This window comes from Pseudarthrobacter sp. efr-133-R2A-89 (assembly GCF_030209315.1).
In the GTDB taxonomy this organism is placed as follows: Bacteria; Actinomycetota; Actinomycetes; order Actinomycetales; family Micrococcaceae; genus Arthrobacter.
The window spans coordinates 1-17,068 of record NZ_JARVSE010000006.1; the positions used below are offsets into that span (position 1 = coordinate 1).

General features: G+C 65.5%; 13 protein-coding genes. 4 read left to right on the plus strand and 9 right to left on the minus strand.

Features of this window, described 5'->3' with window-relative positions:
* Positions 1-279: 279 nt before the first annotated feature.
* The 5 genes from QRM95_RS11695 to QRM95_RS11715 form a co-directional block, all read right to left on the minus strand.
* On the minus strand, positions 280-1,779 hold the full coding sequence (locus tag QRM95_RS11695; RefSeq protein WP_285247767.1) for an ATP-dependent nuclease: 1,500 nt from the start codon (positions 1,777-1,779) through the stop codon (positions 280-282).
* A gap of 219 nt (positions 1,780-1,998) precedes the next feature.
* Positions 1,999-4,056 carry an ABC transporter ATP-binding protein gene (locus tag QRM95_RS11700; protein WP_285247768.1) on the minus strand — a complete coding sequence of 686 codons (2,058 nt, stop codon included), beginning with the start codon at positions 4,054-4,056 and terminating at the stop codon, positions 1,999-2,001.
* The gene (locus tag QRM95_RS11705; RefSeq protein WP_285247769.1) at positions 4,053-5,801 is read right to left on the minus strand and encodes an ABC transporter ATP-binding protein; all 1,749 of its coding nucleotides are present in this window, start codon (positions 5,799-5,801) and stop codon (positions 4,053-4,055) included. The genes QRM95_RS11700 and QRM95_RS11705 overlap by 4 nt, the downstream gene beginning before the upstream one ends.
* Before the next feature lie 149 nt (positions 5,802-5,950).
* On the minus strand, positions 5,951-7,042 hold the full coding sequence (locus QRM95_RS11710) for an SDR family oxidoreductase (RefSeq protein ID WP_285247770.1): 1,092 nt from the start codon (positions 7,040-7,042) through the stop codon (positions 5,951-5,953).
* 267 nt (positions 7,043-7,309) lie between these two features.
* The gene (locus QRM95_RS11715; RefSeq protein WP_018760931.1) at positions 7,310-7,507 is read right to left on the minus strand and encodes a hypothetical protein; all 198 of its coding nucleotides are present in this window, start codon (positions 7,505-7,507) and stop codon (positions 7,310-7,312) included.
* Between the two features lie 345 nt (positions 7,508-7,852).
* Here QRM95_RS11715 and katG point away from each other — a divergent pair, with 345 nt between their 5' ends.
* Entirely contained in the window at positions 7,853-10,147 is a 2,295-nt protein-coding gene (gene katG / locus QRM95_RS11720) for a catalase/peroxidase HPI (RefSeq protein WP_285247771.1), read from the plus strand.
* Between the two features lie 73 nt (positions 10,148-10,220).
* Here the strand turns inward: katG and QRM95_RS11725 are convergent, their stop codons facing one another.
* On the minus strand, positions 10,221-10,613 hold the full coding sequence (locus tag QRM95_RS11725; protein ID WP_285247772.1) for a nuclear transport factor 2 family protein: 393 nt from the start codon (positions 10,611-10,613) through the stop codon (positions 10,221-10,223).
* Between the two features lie 149 nt (positions 10,614-10,762).
* On the opposite strand from QRM95_RS11725, the gene QRM95_RS11730 reads away from it, so the two are divergent.
* The 3 genes from QRM95_RS11730 to QRM95_RS11740 all read left to right on the plus strand — a co-directional run bounded on the left by QRM95_RS11730 (position 10,763) and on the right by QRM95_RS11740 (position 13,167).
* Complete coding sequence (locus tag QRM95_RS11730; protein WP_285247773.1) at positions 10,763-11,302, plus strand: GNAT family N-acetyltransferase; 540 nt, start codon at positions 10,763-10,765, stop codon at positions 11,300-11,302.
* Positions 11,299-11,601, plus strand: a complete 303-nt coding sequence (locus QRM95_RS11735; RefSeq protein WP_285247774.1) for an antibiotic biosynthesis monooxygenase family protein — start codon at positions 11,299-11,301, stop codon at positions 11,599-11,601. The genes QRM95_RS11730 and QRM95_RS11735 overlap by 4 nt, the downstream gene beginning before the upstream one ends.
* Before the next feature lie 372 nt (positions 11,602-11,973).
* Complete coding sequence (locus QRM95_RS11740) at positions 11,974-13,167, plus strand: rhamnogalacturonan acetylesterase (RefSeq protein WP_285247775.1); 1,194 nt, start codon at positions 11,974-11,976, stop codon at positions 13,165-13,167.
* A 116-nt stretch (positions 13,168-13,283) separates the two neighbouring features.
* Here the strand turns inward: QRM95_RS11740 and QRM95_RS11745 are convergent, their stop codons facing one another.
* The 3 genes from QRM95_RS11745 to QRM95_RS11755 form a co-directional block, all read right to left on the minus strand.
* On the minus strand, positions 13,284-14,897 hold the full coding sequence (locus QRM95_RS11745) for an AMP-binding protein (protein ID WP_285247776.1): 1,614 nt from the start codon (positions 14,895-14,897) through the stop codon (positions 13,284-13,286).
* An 88-nt stretch (positions 14,898-14,985) separates the two neighbouring features.
* Entirely contained in the window at positions 14,986-15,645 is a 660-nt protein-coding gene (locus QRM95_RS11750; RefSeq protein ID WP_285247777.1) for a response regulator transcription factor, read from the minus strand.
* Entirely contained in the window at positions 15,638-16,990 is a 1,353-nt protein-coding gene (locus QRM95_RS11755; RefSeq protein ID WP_285247778.1) for a sensor histidine kinase, read from the minus strand. Before QRM95_RS11755 ends, QRM95_RS11750 begins: the two co-directional genes overlap by 8 nt.
* Positions 16,991-17,068 lie beyond the last annotated feature (78 nt).

Consider the following 17,068-nt stretch of genomic DNA (forward strand, 5'->3'; position numbering starts at 1 on the left):
AGCCCTTCAGCTTTCAAGACACGGAACCCGTTTCACCACGAACCACGGAGAGCCGAATTTCTCCGTCCCCGACGATGTCCACACGGAGCCTCAGGAAATATGAGTCTCCGGTTGGCTGAACCATCGCCCCGGCGGCGGGGAGTGCATGGCCTTCGGCAGCACCTAGCAGGCAAGCAATCTAGTTCATCAGAGCTGGGGCGCATCTGCGCTTTGAATGAGAGCCCCCGGGCGGAGCCTGGACCTCAGCCACAGGACGCCCCATCCGGCGATAAATCGTACCTAAGGGCGCCTGCTGACAGGGGGAAGAAATTGTAGCAAATCGCCAACAAATTCGTTCCTGACTTCCTCAGGGAGCATATCTATAATCCAGACGTCACAGGCCGCTTCCCATATACGTGACTTCCTAATGTGAGCAGGCAATTTCTCAGCAATCCGCTCCGTCCAGACATGATGTTTCTCAGGTATTCGTTGAGCATGTTCCCACGCATCAACGAGATCGCCCTCGCGGACACCTAAGCGCTCCGCAACGATGCGCCAACCATCACTTGAAAGCCCCTCGTAGACTGCCCGTTCCGGCGAGGTTCCACCGGGAATAATCGCACAGCCAGGGCTCTCATTCTGGTCCCCGTCCAGCACGCCCATTACCAAACCTGGCAGCCTGCCCTGGTCCGCCATAAGGCCCAACGTTTTCACGGAGCTAGCCGGCCCCGCAATCACTACGGCAAGACGGGAGTGTGAGTCTGGATCGGTGTAATCAATGAAGCGATGAACAAGGTACTCCGCTTTTTCATCCTCGCAGTAGAGAATTAACTCGGGATGCACTTCATCATCCATCAGCGAAAGAGCCAACTCGGTGGTTGCACCATATATGACCTCTTTTATGCCCTGCTCATCGGTTGTCAGAACCAATCTCGCTTCAGGAGGGAGCTGTTCGAGGACATATTGAGAGTGTGTTGACACGATGATCTGTAGGCGATTTTTTTGAGCAAGCCCGATTAGTTCCGTCATAAGACGTCGCTGAGCGCGTGGGTGGAGAGATGCTTCAACTTCGTCGATAATCACCAACGAATGGCGAGGTGCGTTCTGAAGCAAAGCAACGAGATCAGCTGTAGCATCTTCACCCGCACCTTGATGGAAGTTCGAGTACTTGCGACCAGAAGTGGCGAGGACACCAACTTGCTTATTATTGCTCTGGACAATTTCGCCGCTGTCATATGTGCGATCCAGAACCCTTGAGAGCACGCCAAGGTACTCATCGTCGATCACCGCCGAGAAGTTACCGCTGGCCATTTTGGCGACAGCAAGGCGACCGTAACCAATGAGAGTATCGATTGGCTGCGTACGTGAAATGTCCAAGAAGAAGACCGGCCGCTTTGGACGTTCCGGCATTCCTCGCCACCGTTTAGTGTGCTTACGAACATGATAGGGAAAGCTCGAGGCACCCTGTTTCGCCAAGTAGGTCAACTGCGCACCACTGACAATCTCCCACGGCGTCGTGGGAAAAAAGTCGTCAGGGGAAAATGTCTGAGCAAGAGTTCCCGCTGCGGAAGGGTCTTGCGAGTATGCGGACGCCGCCGCTTTGAGAACCGTACTTTTCCCAGCCCCATTTTCGCCAGCAATGGCAACGACTGGAAAACGGAATTCTACCATTTGGCCTGACCAGCCTCTAATTCCGTTCACCTTCACAGATTCGAGAAACTTCGGCCAGCCTTTCTGACTGTGCCGCTCGGTCGCCCAGTCAGAAGCTAACTTCGGAATCGTTTTCGCTAAACCGCCCATTGGCTCCCCTTCCCCAAAATGAATTATCCGCGTTCAAGACTACCCTAAGCTCATAAGCTCAGGGTAAGAGACATTACCCGAGTAATTACGATGGGAGGTCCACGACATGAAGTCGAAATTTAGACGACCATTGCTAACTTCTCAGGGACCGAGTGCCGAGGGTATTTGACACTGCGAAGGAACTGCGGCGTTAGCCCGTCCGCGTGTCATGAGCCGCCCTTAGACCTCCGCCACCGGCGCCGCGAACTGTGCCTCGTACAGGCGTGCGTAAGCCCCGCCGGCGGCCAGCAGTGATGCGTGGTTCCCCTGCTCCACGATCTGCCCGGCCTCCATCACCAGGATGAGGTCAGCGTCGCGGATGGTGGACAGGCGGTGCGCGATCACGAAGGACGTACGGTCGGACCGCAGAGCACTCATGGCCTTCTGCACCAGCACCTCGGTCCGGGTATCCACCGAGGACGTCGCCTCATCCAGGATCAACACCGACGGCCGGGCCAGGAACGCCCTGGCAATGGTCAACAGCTGCTTCTCGCCCGCGGACACGTTCGCGCCCTCGTCGTCGAGCACGGTGTCGTACCCCTCGGGCAGCGAGTGCACGAACCGGTCCACGTACGTGGCCCGCGCCGCCTCCAGGATCTCGTCCGAGGAAGCGGTGGGCCGGCCGTACGCGATGTTGTCCCTGATGGTCCCGCCGAACAGCCACGTGTCCTGCAAAACCATTCCCATCCGCGAGCGCAGATCGTCCCGGGTCATGGTGGTGATGTCCACGCCATCCAGCGTGATCCGCCCGGCGTCCAGCTCGTAGAAGCGCATCATCAGGTTCACCAGCGTCGTCTTCCCGGCCCCGGTCGGCCCCACAATCGCCACCGTCTGCCCCGGCTCCGCCACCAAGGACAACCCCGAAATCAGTGGCTTGTCCGGCGAGTAGGAGAAGGACACGTCCTCGAACACCAGCCGCCCGCGCCCGGCACCATCCGGACTCTGCAGCGAAGAACCAGAAGGATCAGCAGACTGCTCGTCCGTATCCAGCAGCTCGAACACCCGCTCGGCAGAGGCCACACCGGACTGGAGAAGGTTGGCCATGGACCCCAGCTGCGCCAGCGGCTGCGTGAACTGACGCGAGTACTGGATGAAGGCCTGCACATCGCCCAGCTGCATCGCCCCAGAGGCCACCTGCAGGCCGCCCACCACGGCGATTCCCACGTACACCAGGTTCCCAATGAACGTCATGGCCGGCATGATCAGCCCGGAAATGAACTGCGCACCGAAGCTCGCCTCATACAGCTCCGCGTTCTTCTGCCGGAACCGCTCCCCCACCTCACGCTGCCGGCCGAACACCTTCACCAGCGCATGCCCGGTGTAGGTCTCCTCGATCTGGCCGTTCAGCTCGCCCGTGTTCTTCCACTGCTGCACGAACAGCTTCTGCGAGCGCTTGGCGATCAGCGCGGTGATCCCCAACGTCAGAGGAATGGTCACCAGGGCGATAAGCGCCAGCGTGGGCGAGAGGATGAACATCATCACCAGTACGCCCACCACGGACAGCACGGAGGTCACCGCCTGGCTGATGGACTGCTGCAGGCTCTGCGAGATGTTGTCCACGTCGTTGGTAACCCGGCTCAGCAGCTCACCGCGCTGGATCGAATCGAAATAGCGCAGCGGCAGCCGGTTGATCTTCGCCTCGATCTTCTCGCGCAGCCCGAACACCGTCCGCTGCACCACGCCGTTGAGTACATACGCCTGCCCCCACATGAACGCCGACGCCAGCACATACAGCACCAGCGCCCAGGTCAGCACGCTGCCCAGCGCCGCGAAATCGATCCCCGCCCCCGGCGTCAGTGTCATGGCGCTGAGCATGTCCGCCTTCTGGTTCTCCCCCGCCGCCCGCAGCTGCGCAATCAGCTGCGCCTGCGTCACGCCCGGCGGCAGCTGCTTGGACACCACGCCGGAAAAGATCAGGTTGGTGCCCTCACCCAGCAGCCGCGGACCAATCACCTGCAGAACCACGCCCGCCACGGCCATGACCAGCACCAGCATCAGCCATAGCCGCTCCGGCCGCAGGGTGGCCAGCAGCCGCTTGGCCGAGCCGCTGAAGTTCATCGCCTTCTCCGCCGGCACGTTCATCCCGGCGAACGGTCCGCCGCGTCCGGGTCCACCGGCCGGGCGCGGGATGCGTACGACGGCGTCCTGGCCGCCTTGGCCGCCACCTGCGGTTCCAGCGGGCGCACCTCCGCCCGTGCCGGCTCCGAAGGGGCGGGTTCCTGCGCGGTGCGTGCTCATACCGTCTCCTCCGCTGCCAGCTGGGACGAGACAATCTCGCGGTACGTCTCCGACGTCTCCAGCAACTCGTGGTGCGTGCCGTGCGAAACGATCCTGCCGTCGTCGAGCACCAGGATCTGGTCCGCCTCCACGATGCTGGACACGCGCTGGGCGATGATCACCATGGTGGCCCCCGCGGTGTTGCGCTTCAGCGCCTGGCGCAGCCGGGCGTCCGTGCCGGTGTCCAGGGACGAGAACGAATCGTCAAAAATGTAGAGCTCGGGCCGTTTCACCAGGGCCCGGGCGATGGCCAGCCGCTGCCGCTGCCCGCCGGAGACGTTGGTACCGCCCTGCGAGATGGGCGCGTCCAGGCCCGCCTCCATCTGCTCCACGAAGTCGCGCGCCTGCGCGATCTCCAGCGCGGTCCAGAGCTCGTCCTCCGTGGCATCCGGGTTGCCGTACAGCAGGTTGCTGCGCACAGTCCCGGAGAACAGGTACGGCCGCTGCGGCACCAGGCCGATGTGCCCCCAGAGCAGGTCCGGATCCAGGTCCCTGACGTTCACGCCGTCCATCAGGACCGCCCCGGAAGTCACGTCGAACAGCCGCGGCATCAGGTTCACCAGGGTGGTCTTGCCCGAGCCCGTGCTGCCAATAATTGCCGTGGTCTCCCCCGCGCGGGCGGTGAAGCTGATCCCGGACAGGACGGGCTGGTCGGCACCCGGGTAAGCGAACCCGACGTCGCGCATTTCCAGCTCGCCCCGCCGCGGCTTGCCGGCGAACGCCGCGCTGGTGACCGGGTTCTCCGGCGGCAGGACACTGGAACTGGTGCCCAGCACCTCGCCAATGCGGTCCGCGGACACCGAAGCGCGCGGAATCATTACCGCCATGAACGTGGCCATCATGACGGACATCAGGATCTGCATCAGGTAGCTCAGGAACGCGATCAAGGTGCCCACCTGCATGGACCCGTCCTCGATCCGGAACGAACCGAACCAGATCACCGCCACGCTGGAAATATTCAGGACCAGCATCACCACGGGGAACATGAGCGCCATCAGCCGGCCGGCACGCAACGCGACCTCCGTGACGTCCCTGTTGGCACCGGCAAACCGTTCCGTCTCCATGTCCTCGCGCACGAACGCCCGCACCACCCGGATACCGGTGAGCTGCTCGCGCAGCACCCGGTTCACGGTGTCGATCCGGGCCTGCATCTTGCGGAACAGCGGCACCATCCGGGTGACAATGAGCCCGACGGCGATCAGCAGCACCGGGACGCACACCGCAATCAGCCACGACAGTTGGGCGTCCTGCCGGATGGCCATGATCACCCCGCCGATGCTGAGCATGGGCGCGGCCACCATCAGCGTGGCGGACATCAGCACCAGCTGCTGGACCTGCTGGACGTCGTTGGTGGAGCGGGTGATGAGGCTGGGCGCCCCGAACTTGGTGACTTCCTGCTCGGAGAACTCACCCACCCGTTCGAAGATGGCGCCGCGCAGGTCCCGGCCCAGGCCCATCGCCGCCTTGGCGCCAAAGTACACGGCGATGACGGCACACACGATCTGCGCGAGCGTGATCAGCAACATGAAGCTGCCGGTGGACAGTATGTAGCCGGTATCGCCCCGGGCCACGCCCTGGTCAATGATGTCCGCGTTCAGCGTGGGCAGGTACAGGGACGCGATGGACTGCGCCAGCTGGAAAACCACGACGGCGGCCAGCAGCGGCCGGTGCGGCCGGAGGTATTCAACGAGTAGCTTCCAGAGCATGGGCGGCTCCAACCTGACGGTGTGTCCACAAACGTGGTGCGACAGTCAGTGTACGTCCGGAAACTGGGACTTGACCGGGCGTGGGTGGAGGAAGTTTCAGGGTTCACTGACGGCGTACGGCAGGCCGTTTGCTGAGCCCTTTCGTCCCCTCAGGGAATCAGGTTGTCGGCGCGGTAACGGTCAAAAAGTGCCGTGAAGGAGTCCAGCGTCCGACGGTATCCCGTGAAGCCGGCGTCCCTGCTCTTGCCCATGTCCGTGACCACTTCGATGCCGCGCCCCAGGTCGCCGTCCGTGTGCCACCAGGACGCCACCCGGTCCAGTTCCGGTTCGCTGAGGTTGTGGTCCGCGGCAATTTTCCGCCATTGGTCCTCCCGCCCCGCCATGGACTGCTCGAGGGGACGGGGCGCATCCTGGTAGCCCTCCCACTCCACGCCGAAGTAGGCGGCGAGTTTCGGCCACATCCAGCGCCAGCGGAACACATCGCCGTTCACGATGTTGAAGGCCTCGTTGGCCGCCGCCGGAGTGGTGGAAGCCCACAGCATGTGTTCGGCAAGCAGCCCTGCGTCCGTCATGTCGGTCAGGCCGTTCCACTGGGTTTCGGATCCGGGGAACACGAACGGCTCCCCGCTGTCCCGGCACAGGGTGGCCTGCGCCGCCAGGGTGAGGCCCATGTTCATGGCGTTGCCCACCGCGTGCCCGATCACCGTATGCGCGCGGTGCACGGACCAGGTGAATCCCTGTTCCGCAGCTGCCGCCCAGAGTTCGTCCTCCTGGGCGTAGTAGAAGTTGTTCACCGGCAGCCGCGGTTCCTCCTCATGGAAGGGCGTGTCCGGCATTTCCCCTGCGGCGTACGCCTCGAACGGTCCCAGGTAGTGCTTGAGCCCGGTCATCAGGGCGACGTGGGCCACGTCCTTTCCCCGGAGGGCGGCGAGGAGGTCACGCACCATGCCCGCGTTGACGGCGATGTTCTCTTCCTCGGTGGCCCGCCGCGACCAGGCGGTGAAGTACACGTGGGACGGATTCTCCGGACCAAGCACAGCAGCCAGCGATGAAGCCGAGGTCAAGTCTACGGAGAGCCACCGGACGCCGGGGCGCTCGGCTCCGGGCCTGCGGGACAGGGCAAGGACTGCCCAGCCTTCGCCCACCAAGGTGTCCACCAGGGCGGACCCTGCGATGCCGGTGGCACCCACCACCAGCGCGGTCCGTCCGTTGCCTGCTGTTGTTCCTGATCCGATGGTCATGGTGCTCCTTCTCTAGGTGCCGGGAGTCTCCGCGCGCCGACGCGGCCTTCCGCTGTGGCGGAAGGCCCGCGCTGCATCGCGCCGGGAGGTTGGGCCGCCGGCTTGTGCCGATGACGGCCCTCTTGCGACAAGCCGCAGCCTCCGGCAGATATTCCGTCCCTAGCCGGCAGCCGTTCCGGGCGCAGCGGGCCAGACCCTTTCGCCGAGCGCGATGACCGGCGCCAGGGCCGGGTTGTCCGAGTCCCCGGGCCAGGCCAGGAGCAGGGCTTAGAAGGTGCCCGTGGTGTCAGGCTCGATCGCCCAAGCAAGCCGGTGGAGCGCACTCGCCAGCCGGCCGCGCAGGATGGACCAGCGCGACAGGCCGGGTTTCTTCACCCGGACCCGTTTGGGCGCGCGCGGCAACGCGCTGGTGGCAGTATCGTCGCTCCTCGCAAGGAAGAGGGCTACAAAGCTTGAACCGTCCATGGAGTTGTTTCCTGAAATTGTGAAAAGTCTCCACGCAAGAGGTGGGACCGGATGGTGTGGGCTCGGATCCGGGCGCACCTTGCAGGTCTTGGACCGCGGGATACGTGGCACCGCTCCGATATGCGGGCTTGTGCCGGACTGGCACGAAGGAGGCCGCACTTTGATTATGGAACGGGCAACGGGAGATCTCCCAACCGGTTGACCAACTGTTACGGATACTCCGGACGCACCCGTGGGGCCGCAAAATGGGGGGCGCCTCCCCCTGTGCCTCTATGTTCCAATGGGAGGGTTGCACCGGCTGCCCGAGTCCAACCGCGGCCTCGGCCCAACGGAAGGAAGAAGCACATGACCGAACGCCCAGACCATCCCCCGGTACCCGCTCCCGGAAGCGCACAAAGCCCGGAGCAGAATGCCGGGGACGGGTGCCCGGTGGCCCATGGAAGCGCCACGGCCCAGGGCAGCGAGAGTGAAAACCCGGCCATTGATACACCCCAGCCCAAGGGAAACCGGCCGCGGACCAACCAGGACTGGTGGCCCAACCAGCTGGACCTTTCCGTTCTCCACGCCCACGGACGGCCCAGCAACCCGCTGGGACCTTCGTTCAGCTACCGCAAGGAATTCGAAAGGCTCGACGTCGAGGCCCTCAAGCGGGACATCACGGAGGTCCTGACCACCTCGCAGGATTGGTGGCCGGCGGACTTCGGCCATTACGGCGGCCTGATGATCCGGATGAGCTGGCACGCCGCCGGCACCTATCGCGTCCATGACGGCCGCGGCGGGGCAGGCGACGGCGGCCAGCGGTTCGCGCCGCTGAACAGCTGGCCGGACAACGCCAACCTGGACAAGGCCCGGCGGTTGCTGTGGCCGGTCAAGCAGAAATACGGCCAGAAAGTGTCCTGGGCGGACCTGCTGGTCCTGGCCGGCAATGTTGCGCTCGAGTCCATGGGATTCACGACGTTCGGCTTCGCCTTCGGCCGGGAGGACGTGTGGGAGCCCGAGCAGATCTTCTGGGGCCCCGAGGACGCCTGGCTGGGCGATGAGCGGTACACCGGTGACGCGACGATGGCCGAGGACGTGGGCTCCACCGAGATGGGATTGATCTACGTCAACCCTGAAGGTCCCAGGGGCAACCCGGACCCCGTGGCCGCGGCAGCGTTCATCCGCGAGACATTCAAGCGGATGGCGATGAACGATGAGGAGACGTTCGCGCTGATCGCCGGGGGCCACACGTTCGGAAAGACGCACGGCGCCGGTCCCGCAGACGCCCATGTGGGCCCCGAGCCGGAAGCTGCCGACCTGGAGTCACAGGGCCTGGGCTGGCTCAGCACCTACGGCAGCGGCAAGGGTGGCGACACCATCACCTCAGGACTGGAAGTCACCTGGACGGACAAGCCCACGCAGTGGAGCAACCGGTTCCTCGAGATCCTGTTCGAATACGAGTGGGAGCTGGTCAAGAGCCCAGGCGGCGCCCACCAGTGGGTTGCCAAAGATGCCCCGGAGATAATCCCGGATGCCCACGATCCGCACAAGAAGCACCGCCCCACCATGCTGACCACGGACCTGTCGCTTCGTTTCGACCCCGCCTACGAGCAGATCGCCCGGCGCTTCCTGGCGAACCCGGACGAGTTTGCCCTCGCGTTCGCCAAGGCCTGGTACAAGCTGCTGCACCGGGACATGGGACCGGTGGGTCCGCACATGCTCGGGCCGTGGGTTCCGGAGGCGCAGCTGTGGCAGGATCCTGTTCCCGCCGTCGACCATGAACTGGTCACCGAACAGGACATCGCCCAGCTCAAGGCCAAGCTCCTGGATTCGGGCCTGACCATTCCGCAGCTGGCCGGGACGGCATGGTCCTCGGCCGCGACGTTCCGGAAGACCGATAAGCGCGGCGGCGCCAACGGCGCCCGCATCAGGCTGGAACCGCAGCGCAGTTGGGAAGCCGGCGAACCGGAGCAGCTGGCCACCGTCCTTCCCGTGCTTGAGCGCGTGCAGGAGGAGTTCAACGCGGCACAAAGCGGCGGCAAGAAGGTATCGCTCGCGGACCTGATCGTCCTCGGCGGCGCCGCGGCCGTGGAAAAAGCAGCCGCCGACGCCGGGTTCCCCGTCAAAGTGCCGTTCCGGCCCGGCCGCACCGACGCCACCCAGGAGCAGACCGACGTCGAATCCTTCCAATACCTGCAGCCCAGGGCAGACGGCTTCCGCAACTACCTGCGTGCCGGCGTAAAGCTCCAGCCGGAGACGCTCCTGCTGGACAAGGCGTACATGCTGGACCTCTCCGCGCCGGAGATGACGGCCTTGGTGGGCGGCATGCGTGCGTTGGGGGCCAACGTGGGCGGCTCCAGCCACGGCGTGCTGACCGACAGGCCCCAGGTCCTCACCAACGACTTCTTCGTCAACCTGCTCTCGCCCGGCGCCAAGTGGAAGGCCTCAGAATCGGAGGAAAACGCCTACGAGATCACGGATGCCGCAACCGGTGAGCTGAAATGGACCGCCACCGCGGTGGACCTGGTTTTCGGTTCCAACTCGCAGCTGCGCGCCCTGGCCGAGGTTTATGCGAGCGAGGACGCCGGGGAGAAGTTCGTCAATGACTTTGTTGCCGCCTGGGCGAAGGTCATGGAGCTGGACCGCTTCGACCTGAACTGATTGGCCCGCGTTCTGGGCCGGCAGCCTGTGCGGCCGGCCCGGAACGATGGCAGTTTCCCTGGCTGCTTCGGATTCAGGACCAGAACTCCGAGGCGGTGGCGGTGTCCTCCTGGAACTCGCTGACCTCGGTGACTTTCCCGTCCTTCAAGGTGAAGACCAGGACGCCGTCCTGCTTCATCGATTTCCCGTTTCGTTGCGCTTCAGCGGTCTGCAGGCCAATGGTGTGGTGTTCACCGGCGATCACGTCCCGCAACTGAACTTTGACCGTTCCGCCGGACCGCGAAAACAGTTCGCCGAAATAGCCCATGACTTCCTGCTGGCCATGCTTGTCACCTGCAAGGCCGCCATTGCCGCCAACCCGGTAGACGGCATCAGGGGCGAACAGCCCCTTGAGGGTTTCCACGTCGCCCGTGTTGAAGGCTTCGTAACCGCGCCGCACTACTGCCGCGTCTTCTTCAATTCCCATCTCGAACCCTTTCCGTCATCTTTCTCGGGGGTCCCAGCGATCGATTTTAAGTTCGGCCGTGTTCCGTTGTCCATGGTGAATGCAGGCGTGCCCGGCCCGTTGCTCCGGGCCCACCGCACCCGCCCCTGCGGCTCGGCTACGATCGTTGAATGGCCCATCTCACCAGCCCCGACGCAACCCTGCACGCCTCGTGGCTGGAGGCGTTCCTGGAGTTTGGCGGAGCCCATATTGATGGCGCAGGCCTTGAAGGCTGGGCGCCGGAAGACCTCAAGGATCCCGGGGTCTTTGAGCGACTGGTTGGCACCCTCATCAACGACGCCAAACCGGAAACAGTGCGTAAACCCGGGTACGTCCCGTGCACCTACCTGTGGATCGTGGAGGGCACCACCGTCCTCGGCTCGCTGGCCATCCGGCACCACCTCAACGAGTTCCTCCTCAACGAGGGCGGCCACATTGGCTACAGCGTCCGGCCGTCGGCAAGGCGCCGCGGGCACGCTGCGAAGGCGTTGGCTGATGCGCTCCCGGTGGCCCGGGCGCTCGGAATCGAACGGGTTCTCCTGACCTGCGACGAGGACAACTCCGGGTCACGGGCAACGATCGAGAAGAATGGCGGCCGCTACGAGGACACCCGCAACGGCAAGCGGCGGTACTGGATCGGCGTCGGGAAAACTGGAGGGCCTGCCAGGTGATTACCGAACACGCCCTGCTCCCGGTGCTGCCGGGCCGCGAAACGGATTTCGAGGCGGCCTTCAACCAGGCCCGGGCGATCATCGCTTCAATGCCGGGTTTCCGAACGTTGTCGCTTTCCAGGTCGGTGGAATCGCCGGGCACCTACCTGCTCCTCGTCGAGTGGGAGACCCTGGAGGACCATACCGTCGGCTTCCGCGGATCCCCCGAGTACCAGCAGTGGCGCCAGTTGCTGCACCACTTCTACGAGCCGTTTCCGGTGGTGGAGCACTTCGTGGCGGTGTCCTCAGCAGGACAGTGAGCTCAGGAACATTGGGACAGCCCCCGCGCGAGTCTCGCTCCAGCGCGGGGGCTTCCAGTACTTCCTGCCGGGGAACTGGCCTGGAAGCACTTAAGAATTACCGGCCGGCGTGCGGCACCAACCCGTGTCCCGGACTTCTTTGGCCAATCTTGATCCAACCTTGAGCGCGAACCGGCAAGCCCCGACCGCACCATTGGGTATCAAAAGCGCACAGCAAACTCACAAAACATCTTGACTTTGAACGTAGAACGTTGTTACAAATCTTGTAACGCACCTCCCACACCTTCAGGTTCCCCGCCAAGGCGTGGGAATCGGCAACTTTTGAATCGATACAAAATGGATCAAGACCGCCCGTCATCAAAGGAGATGAATGTGACCGCACAACGCGCCGCTACCCGCATTGCTGTCCGCGCACCGCTGGCCTGCTGCCTGGCCTCGGCAGTCCTGGCAGCAGGCGCCGGGCTCGCCGTCACGGCCCCTGCCGCAAACGCAGAGCCCAGCAACTACCGTTTCGACTTCGGCGGCGGGCCGGTGGAACAGGGTTACACCGGGGTCAGCGCAACTGACGCATACAGCCCCGGGAAGCGGTACGGCTTCAACACCCCGGAACACATGGCCAACGTCCCGGCCAAGGGCACGGGCGCCGGCAGCGACGCCGTGCGCTTCCTTGAATACGGCACCAAAAGCACCAACACCTTCAACGTGGACCTCAAGGAAGGCCTCTACAAGGTCACGGTCACCCTGGGCGACACAGCACGGGCCAGCGTCGCCGCCGAAGGGGTCTTCCAGGTCATGAACATGACCGGCAACGGGGCCACCGATTCCTTCGAGATCCCCGTGACCGACGGCCAACTGAACCTCCTGGTCACCGAGGGCAAGGCGGGGACGGCTTTCACGCTCAGCTCGCTGGAGATCGAGAAGGTGTCCCGCCATCCGGCCATGGACCCCACCATCTGGGTGGGCGGCGACTCGACCGTGGCCAACTACTACCCCTTGGAGTCCAGCGTCCAGGGCGGCTGGGGGCAGCTGCTCCCGCAGTACATCGACCCGGCGGCGTTCGACATCCGGAACATGGCAACCGGCGGCCAGATCGCCCGCGGCTTCCGCAACGACGGCCAGCTCGAGGCCATCCTGAAATACATCAAGCCCGGCGACCTGTTCCTGCTTGAGATGGGCATCAACGATACCGCCGCCAAAAACGCCACCTCCGAGGCCGAGTTCAAGGAGATCATGCGGGACATGGTCCGCCAGGTGGCGGCCACCGGTGCCACCCCGGTCCTGGTCACGCCCCAGGGACGTGCCACGGACTTCGTGGACGGCGTCCACTCTGCTGTGGACCGCTGGTACCGGCATTCCACGGTTGCCCTGGCCCAAGAGGAGAACGTCCCGCTGGTGGACCTCAACGTCCTGTCCTCGGCGTACTTCACGGAAATCGGTCCCGAGGCAACGCTGGCACTGTTCATGACCGGCGACACCTTGCACCCCAACCGGGCCGGCGCCGGCGAGCTGGCCCGGCTCGTCGCCGGCGACCTCGCCAGGCAGGGCCTGCTCCCCGGCCCCGCCTGACCGGCAGGGGAAGCCGGGAACGCTGACTGGACAAGGAAACCACGACGACGGCGCGCGGCTCCCATGCTTCCCCGCCCTGGGGCGCCGTGCCACCGCCGTCGTCCGTTCCGGTCCCGCTAACTGCCTGAGGAAGCGGCCCGCTGCTGCCGCAGGATGTAGCGCTGCAGCTTTCCGGACGGCGTCTTGGGCAGGTCCTCGACGAAGTGGATACGGCGCGGATACGCGTGGGCGGCGAATTGCGTCTTGACCAGGGCCTGGAGTTCAGCCACCAGGGCGTCACTTCCGGTGGTCCCGCCGGCCAGGACAACGTAGGCTTCCAGGACTTCTCCGCGCAGTTCGTCGGGGGCGCCCACCACGGCGCTTTCCGCCACCGCCGGATGCGTGGACAGGACGCTCTCCACCTCGAACGGACCAATCCGGTATCCGGCCATGATGATCACGTCGTCATCCCGGGAAGAGAAGAAATAGAAGCCGTCCTCGTCCACCATGCCCGCATCACCGGTCAGGTACCACTTGCCGTCCGCGCTGAACCTCTCGGCCGCCTTCTCCGGCGCGTCCTGATACCCCCGGAACCACATCATGGGGCTCCCCGCCACGTCTACGGCAACGCGGCCAAGCTCACCCGGCGCAGCCGGTTCGTCAGCATTGTCCTTGAGGACCTCGCAGCTCCACCCCGGCAGGGGCCGGCCCATGGAACCTGGCCGCAGCTCCGTCCTGACGTCGTCGTGCCAGGCGTTGATGATCATCATCCCGTGTTCGGTCTGTCCATAGTGGTCCCGCACCGGAACCCCAAGCATTTCCCGGGCCCAGCTGATCACCTCCGGGGTCAACGGTTCGCCGGCGGACGAGGCGCGCCGAAGGTGGAAGGGACCTGTTCCGGCGCCGGCTTTCGCGCGCATGGTGCGGTACACCGTGGGAGCAGCGGCAAAGTTGGTGACGGAAAACGCCTCCAACACCTTGAAGCTGAGTTCCGGGGAGAAATCCGGGCGCAGCAGGAGGTTCCGCCGCCCCGCCGCCATCGGGCCCAGGATCCCGTAGTACAGGCCGTAGGCCCAGCCAGGGTCCGCGGCATTCCAGAACACATCCTCCTCGCTGACGTCCAGGCCCAGTTCGACGTACTGGCGGAAAGCGGCCAGCGCCCGGAGCGGCACCGGAACACCCTTGGGGGCGCCGGTGGTTCCGGACGTGAAGATCAGCACCAAAGCACCTTCACCGCCCACGGCTTCGGCCGCGATGCCCGGTTGTTGCCTGGCCAGGAGCGGGCCGAGCGCCACGTCGGAAAGGGAGGCCTCCGCACCGGCCACCACCACGGCGGCCCCGGTTTCCTGGATCTTCGTCCGCTGGTCGGGGTCGGTGATCACAGCCTTGGCGCCGGAGGCCGTGAGGCGAAGTTCGATGGCGGGCCACGCGAAGGCCGTGAACAGCGGGACGTGGACTGCCCCGCGCCGCCAGATGGCCAGGAGCATGACCACCAGGTCTGCCGACTTTCCCATCAGGGTGGCCACGGCATCCCCGGGCCCGATCCCCAGTTCCGCCAGGGCGGCCGCACCCCGCTCCGAGCGCTCCCGGAGCTCCCCGTAGGTGATGTCCTCCGCGGAGAGGTCCGCTGCAACCACGGTAAAGGCAACGGCGCCCGGATCGTGGCTGTCGCACAGGAGCTCCGCTGCGCAGGCATCGGCCGCGCCGTAGGTGGCAAGAAGGGCATCAACGGCGGGAACCGGACGGGACATTCGTTCTCCTTTGAACAGCGTGGCACGGTACTGGCAGCCCACGGTAACAGTGGCCTCAGCCATCACAGTGGAATAAACCTACTGCAGCTCAGCCCCTGGCGCCCGGCGGCCGGATGATGCGCCGCTGGGTGGCTGCGGCGATGGCGGCCGTGCGGTTGTCCACGCCGAGCTTGCCGTAGATGTGCACCAGGTGGGTCTTGACCGTGGCCTCCGAGATGAAGACCTGTTTGGCAATGGCCCGGTTGGACAGGCCGGTGGCCAACAGTTCCAACAGCTGGACTTCCCGCGGTGTCAGCGAAGTTCCGGGGTTGCTGATCCGGTCCATCAGCAGGGCTGCCGCCCGCGGCGCCAAGGCCGTGCCGCCGGCCGCGGCCTGCAGCACCGCCTGCCGCAGCTGTTCCGGAGGCGCGTCCTTCAGCATGTAGCCGCTCGCCCCGGCCTCGACAGCGGCAAGGATGTCCGCGTCGGTGTCGTAGGTGGTGAGGATGAGCACCGGCGGAGCCGGGTGGAGCTTCCGGATCTCGGCAGTGGCGGTGACGCCGTCCATCCCCTCCCCCATCTGCAGGTCCATGAGCACCACATCCGGCATCCCGCCCAGCGCTGCCAGCCGCGCCAATTCCTGCAGCGCAGCCCTGCCGTCGGAGGCTTCAGCGGCAATGGAAATGCCATCGAACCCCGTCAGCATGGCCCGCAGGCCGGCACGCACCACGGGGTGGTCGTCCACCAGCAGGACCCGGACCTCACTCATCTCGTCCTCCCTCCAGCGGGGCAGCACCGTCCGAAACGGCGTTGTCCACCGGCAGCCGGATGGCCACCACCGTCCCTTCCCCCGGCGCGGACTCCACCGCCAGCGAGCCGTTCAAGCCGGCAACGCGCTCCCGCAGCGACCGCAGCCCGAACCCGCTGCCGTCCGCAGCGTCCGGGGCACCGGCCGCACGTGACGGCTCAAAGCCCGTGCCGTCGTCGTAAATGTCCATGGTCACCTCCGTGCCAAGGAAGGCAAGCGTGACGACGGCGTTCGCAGCCCGGGCGTGGTCGCGGACATTGGCCAGGCTCGCCTGCGCCGCCCGCAGCAGGGCCACGCGCACGGGCTGGGGCAGATCCTGCGGCTCACCGTCCACCTCCAACCGGCACCTGAGCGCCAGCCCGGCGGCTGCGGCGCCGGTCTCCGTGGTCCCGCACAGCCGGCGCAGGGCCTCCACCAGCGTGGCCCCCTCAAGGTGCGGCGAGGCCAGCCCGCGCACAAAGCTGCGGGCCTCGGCGAGGTTGTCCGCTGCGGTCTGCTGCACCAGCGCCAGCCGTGCGGCCGCCGCCGGTTCGTCACCGCCGGCCAGCGATTGCTCGGCGGCCCGCCCCAGGAGCACGATGCTGGACAGCCCCTGCGCCAGGGTGTCGTGGATCTCCCGGGCCAGGCGCTCCCGCTCCGCCAGCACCCCGGCCTGGTGCTGTGTCCGGGACAGTTCCTCGCGGGTGCGCCGCAGCTCGTCCGCCGCACGCCGCTGGTTCTCGGCCTCCCGGTAGAGGGCCGCATAGGCAAGGCCCGTGATCACGGAGAACACCGCGCCCAGCACGGGCCCCACCACGGCGGCCGCAGGCGGGACCGGCGCGCCGCTCGCTGCCCATTGGGAGACGATCACCGCCACGGTCATCAGGGTGATCGTCAGCAGCGCCGGGCGCCGCGGCAGCAGGTGCAGGTGCAGGAAGAAGATGGGGAAGGCCAGCCAGGCGAAGTCGGCACTCCCGGCAAGCAGCACCGCCCACAGGGCCGTGACCAGGCCCAGCCACAGCAGGCCGTAGCGGCGGGGGTTGAAGCCGATCCGGGCTTCGGCGTGCCGCTTTTCCAGGATGGTCCCCGCCAGGTAGATCACGGCCAGGACGACGGCGGCTGCCGCCCACAGCCAGCGAAGCTGACCGCCATCAAGGAACAACCGGACCAGGGCGACAGCCAAGAGCACCGCAAACCCGGCGTGCAGCGTAACGCGCAAGACCCGGAGGATCGCTGCCGATGACGCATTTTCCAGGGCGGCCAGCGGCCCCTTGGCCGGGGCGCCGCCGGTGTTCCGCGATGACGGCGGCAGGGGCGTGGCAGGCATTTCATCAGCTTATGCCGGGCCCGCCGGTATGGGATCAACCAAAAGGTTGACGGCGGGCTCAACCTTTCCATTCCTGCG

Bases quoted from the DNA above. Each gene is read 5' to 3' on its own strand.
- katG (WP_285247771.1), top strand. From the start codon at position 7,853: ATGACCGAACGCCCAGACCATCCCCCGGTACCCGCTCCCGGAAGCGCA.
- QRM95_RS11725 (WP_285247772.1), bottom strand. From the start codon at position 10,613: ATGGGAATTGAAGAAGACGCGGCAGTAGTGCGGCGCGGTTACGAAGCC.
- QRM95_RS11715 (WP_018760931.1), bottom strand. From the start codon at position 7,507: ATGGACGGTTCAAGCTTTGTAGCCCTCTTCCTTGCGAGGAGCGACGAT.
- QRM95_RS11705 (WP_285247769.1), bottom strand. From the start codon at position 5,801: ATGCTCTGGAAGCTACTCGTTGAATACCTCCGGCCGCACCGGCCGCTG.
- QRM95_RS11695 (WP_285247767.1), bottom strand. From the start codon at position 1,779: ATGGGCGGTTTAGCGAAAACGATTCCGAAGTTAGCTTCTGACTGGGCG.
- QRM95_RS11750 (WP_285247777.1), bottom strand. From the start codon at position 15,645: ATGAGTGAGGTCCGGGTCCTGCTGGTGGACGACCACCCCGTGGTGCGT.
- QRM95_RS11700 (WP_285247768.1), bottom strand. From the start codon at position 4,056: ATGAGCACGCACCGCGCAGGAACCCGCCCCTTCGGAGCCGGCACGGGC.
- QRM95_RS11730 (WP_285247773.1), top strand. From the start codon at position 10,763: ATGGCCCATCTCACCAGCCCCGACGCAACCCTGCACGCCTCGTGGCTG.
- QRM95_RS11745 (WP_285247776.1), bottom strand. From the start codon at position 14,897: ATGTCCCGTCCGGTTCCCGCCGTTGATGCCCTTCTTGCCACCTACGGC.
- QRM95_RS11755 (WP_285247778.1), bottom strand. From the start codon at position 16,990: ATGCCTGCCACGCCCCTGCCGCCGTCATCGCGGAACACCGGCGGCGCC.
- QRM95_RS11710 (WP_285247770.1), bottom strand. From the start codon at position 7,042: ATGACCATCGGATCAGGAACAACAGCAGGCAACGGACGGACCGCGCTG.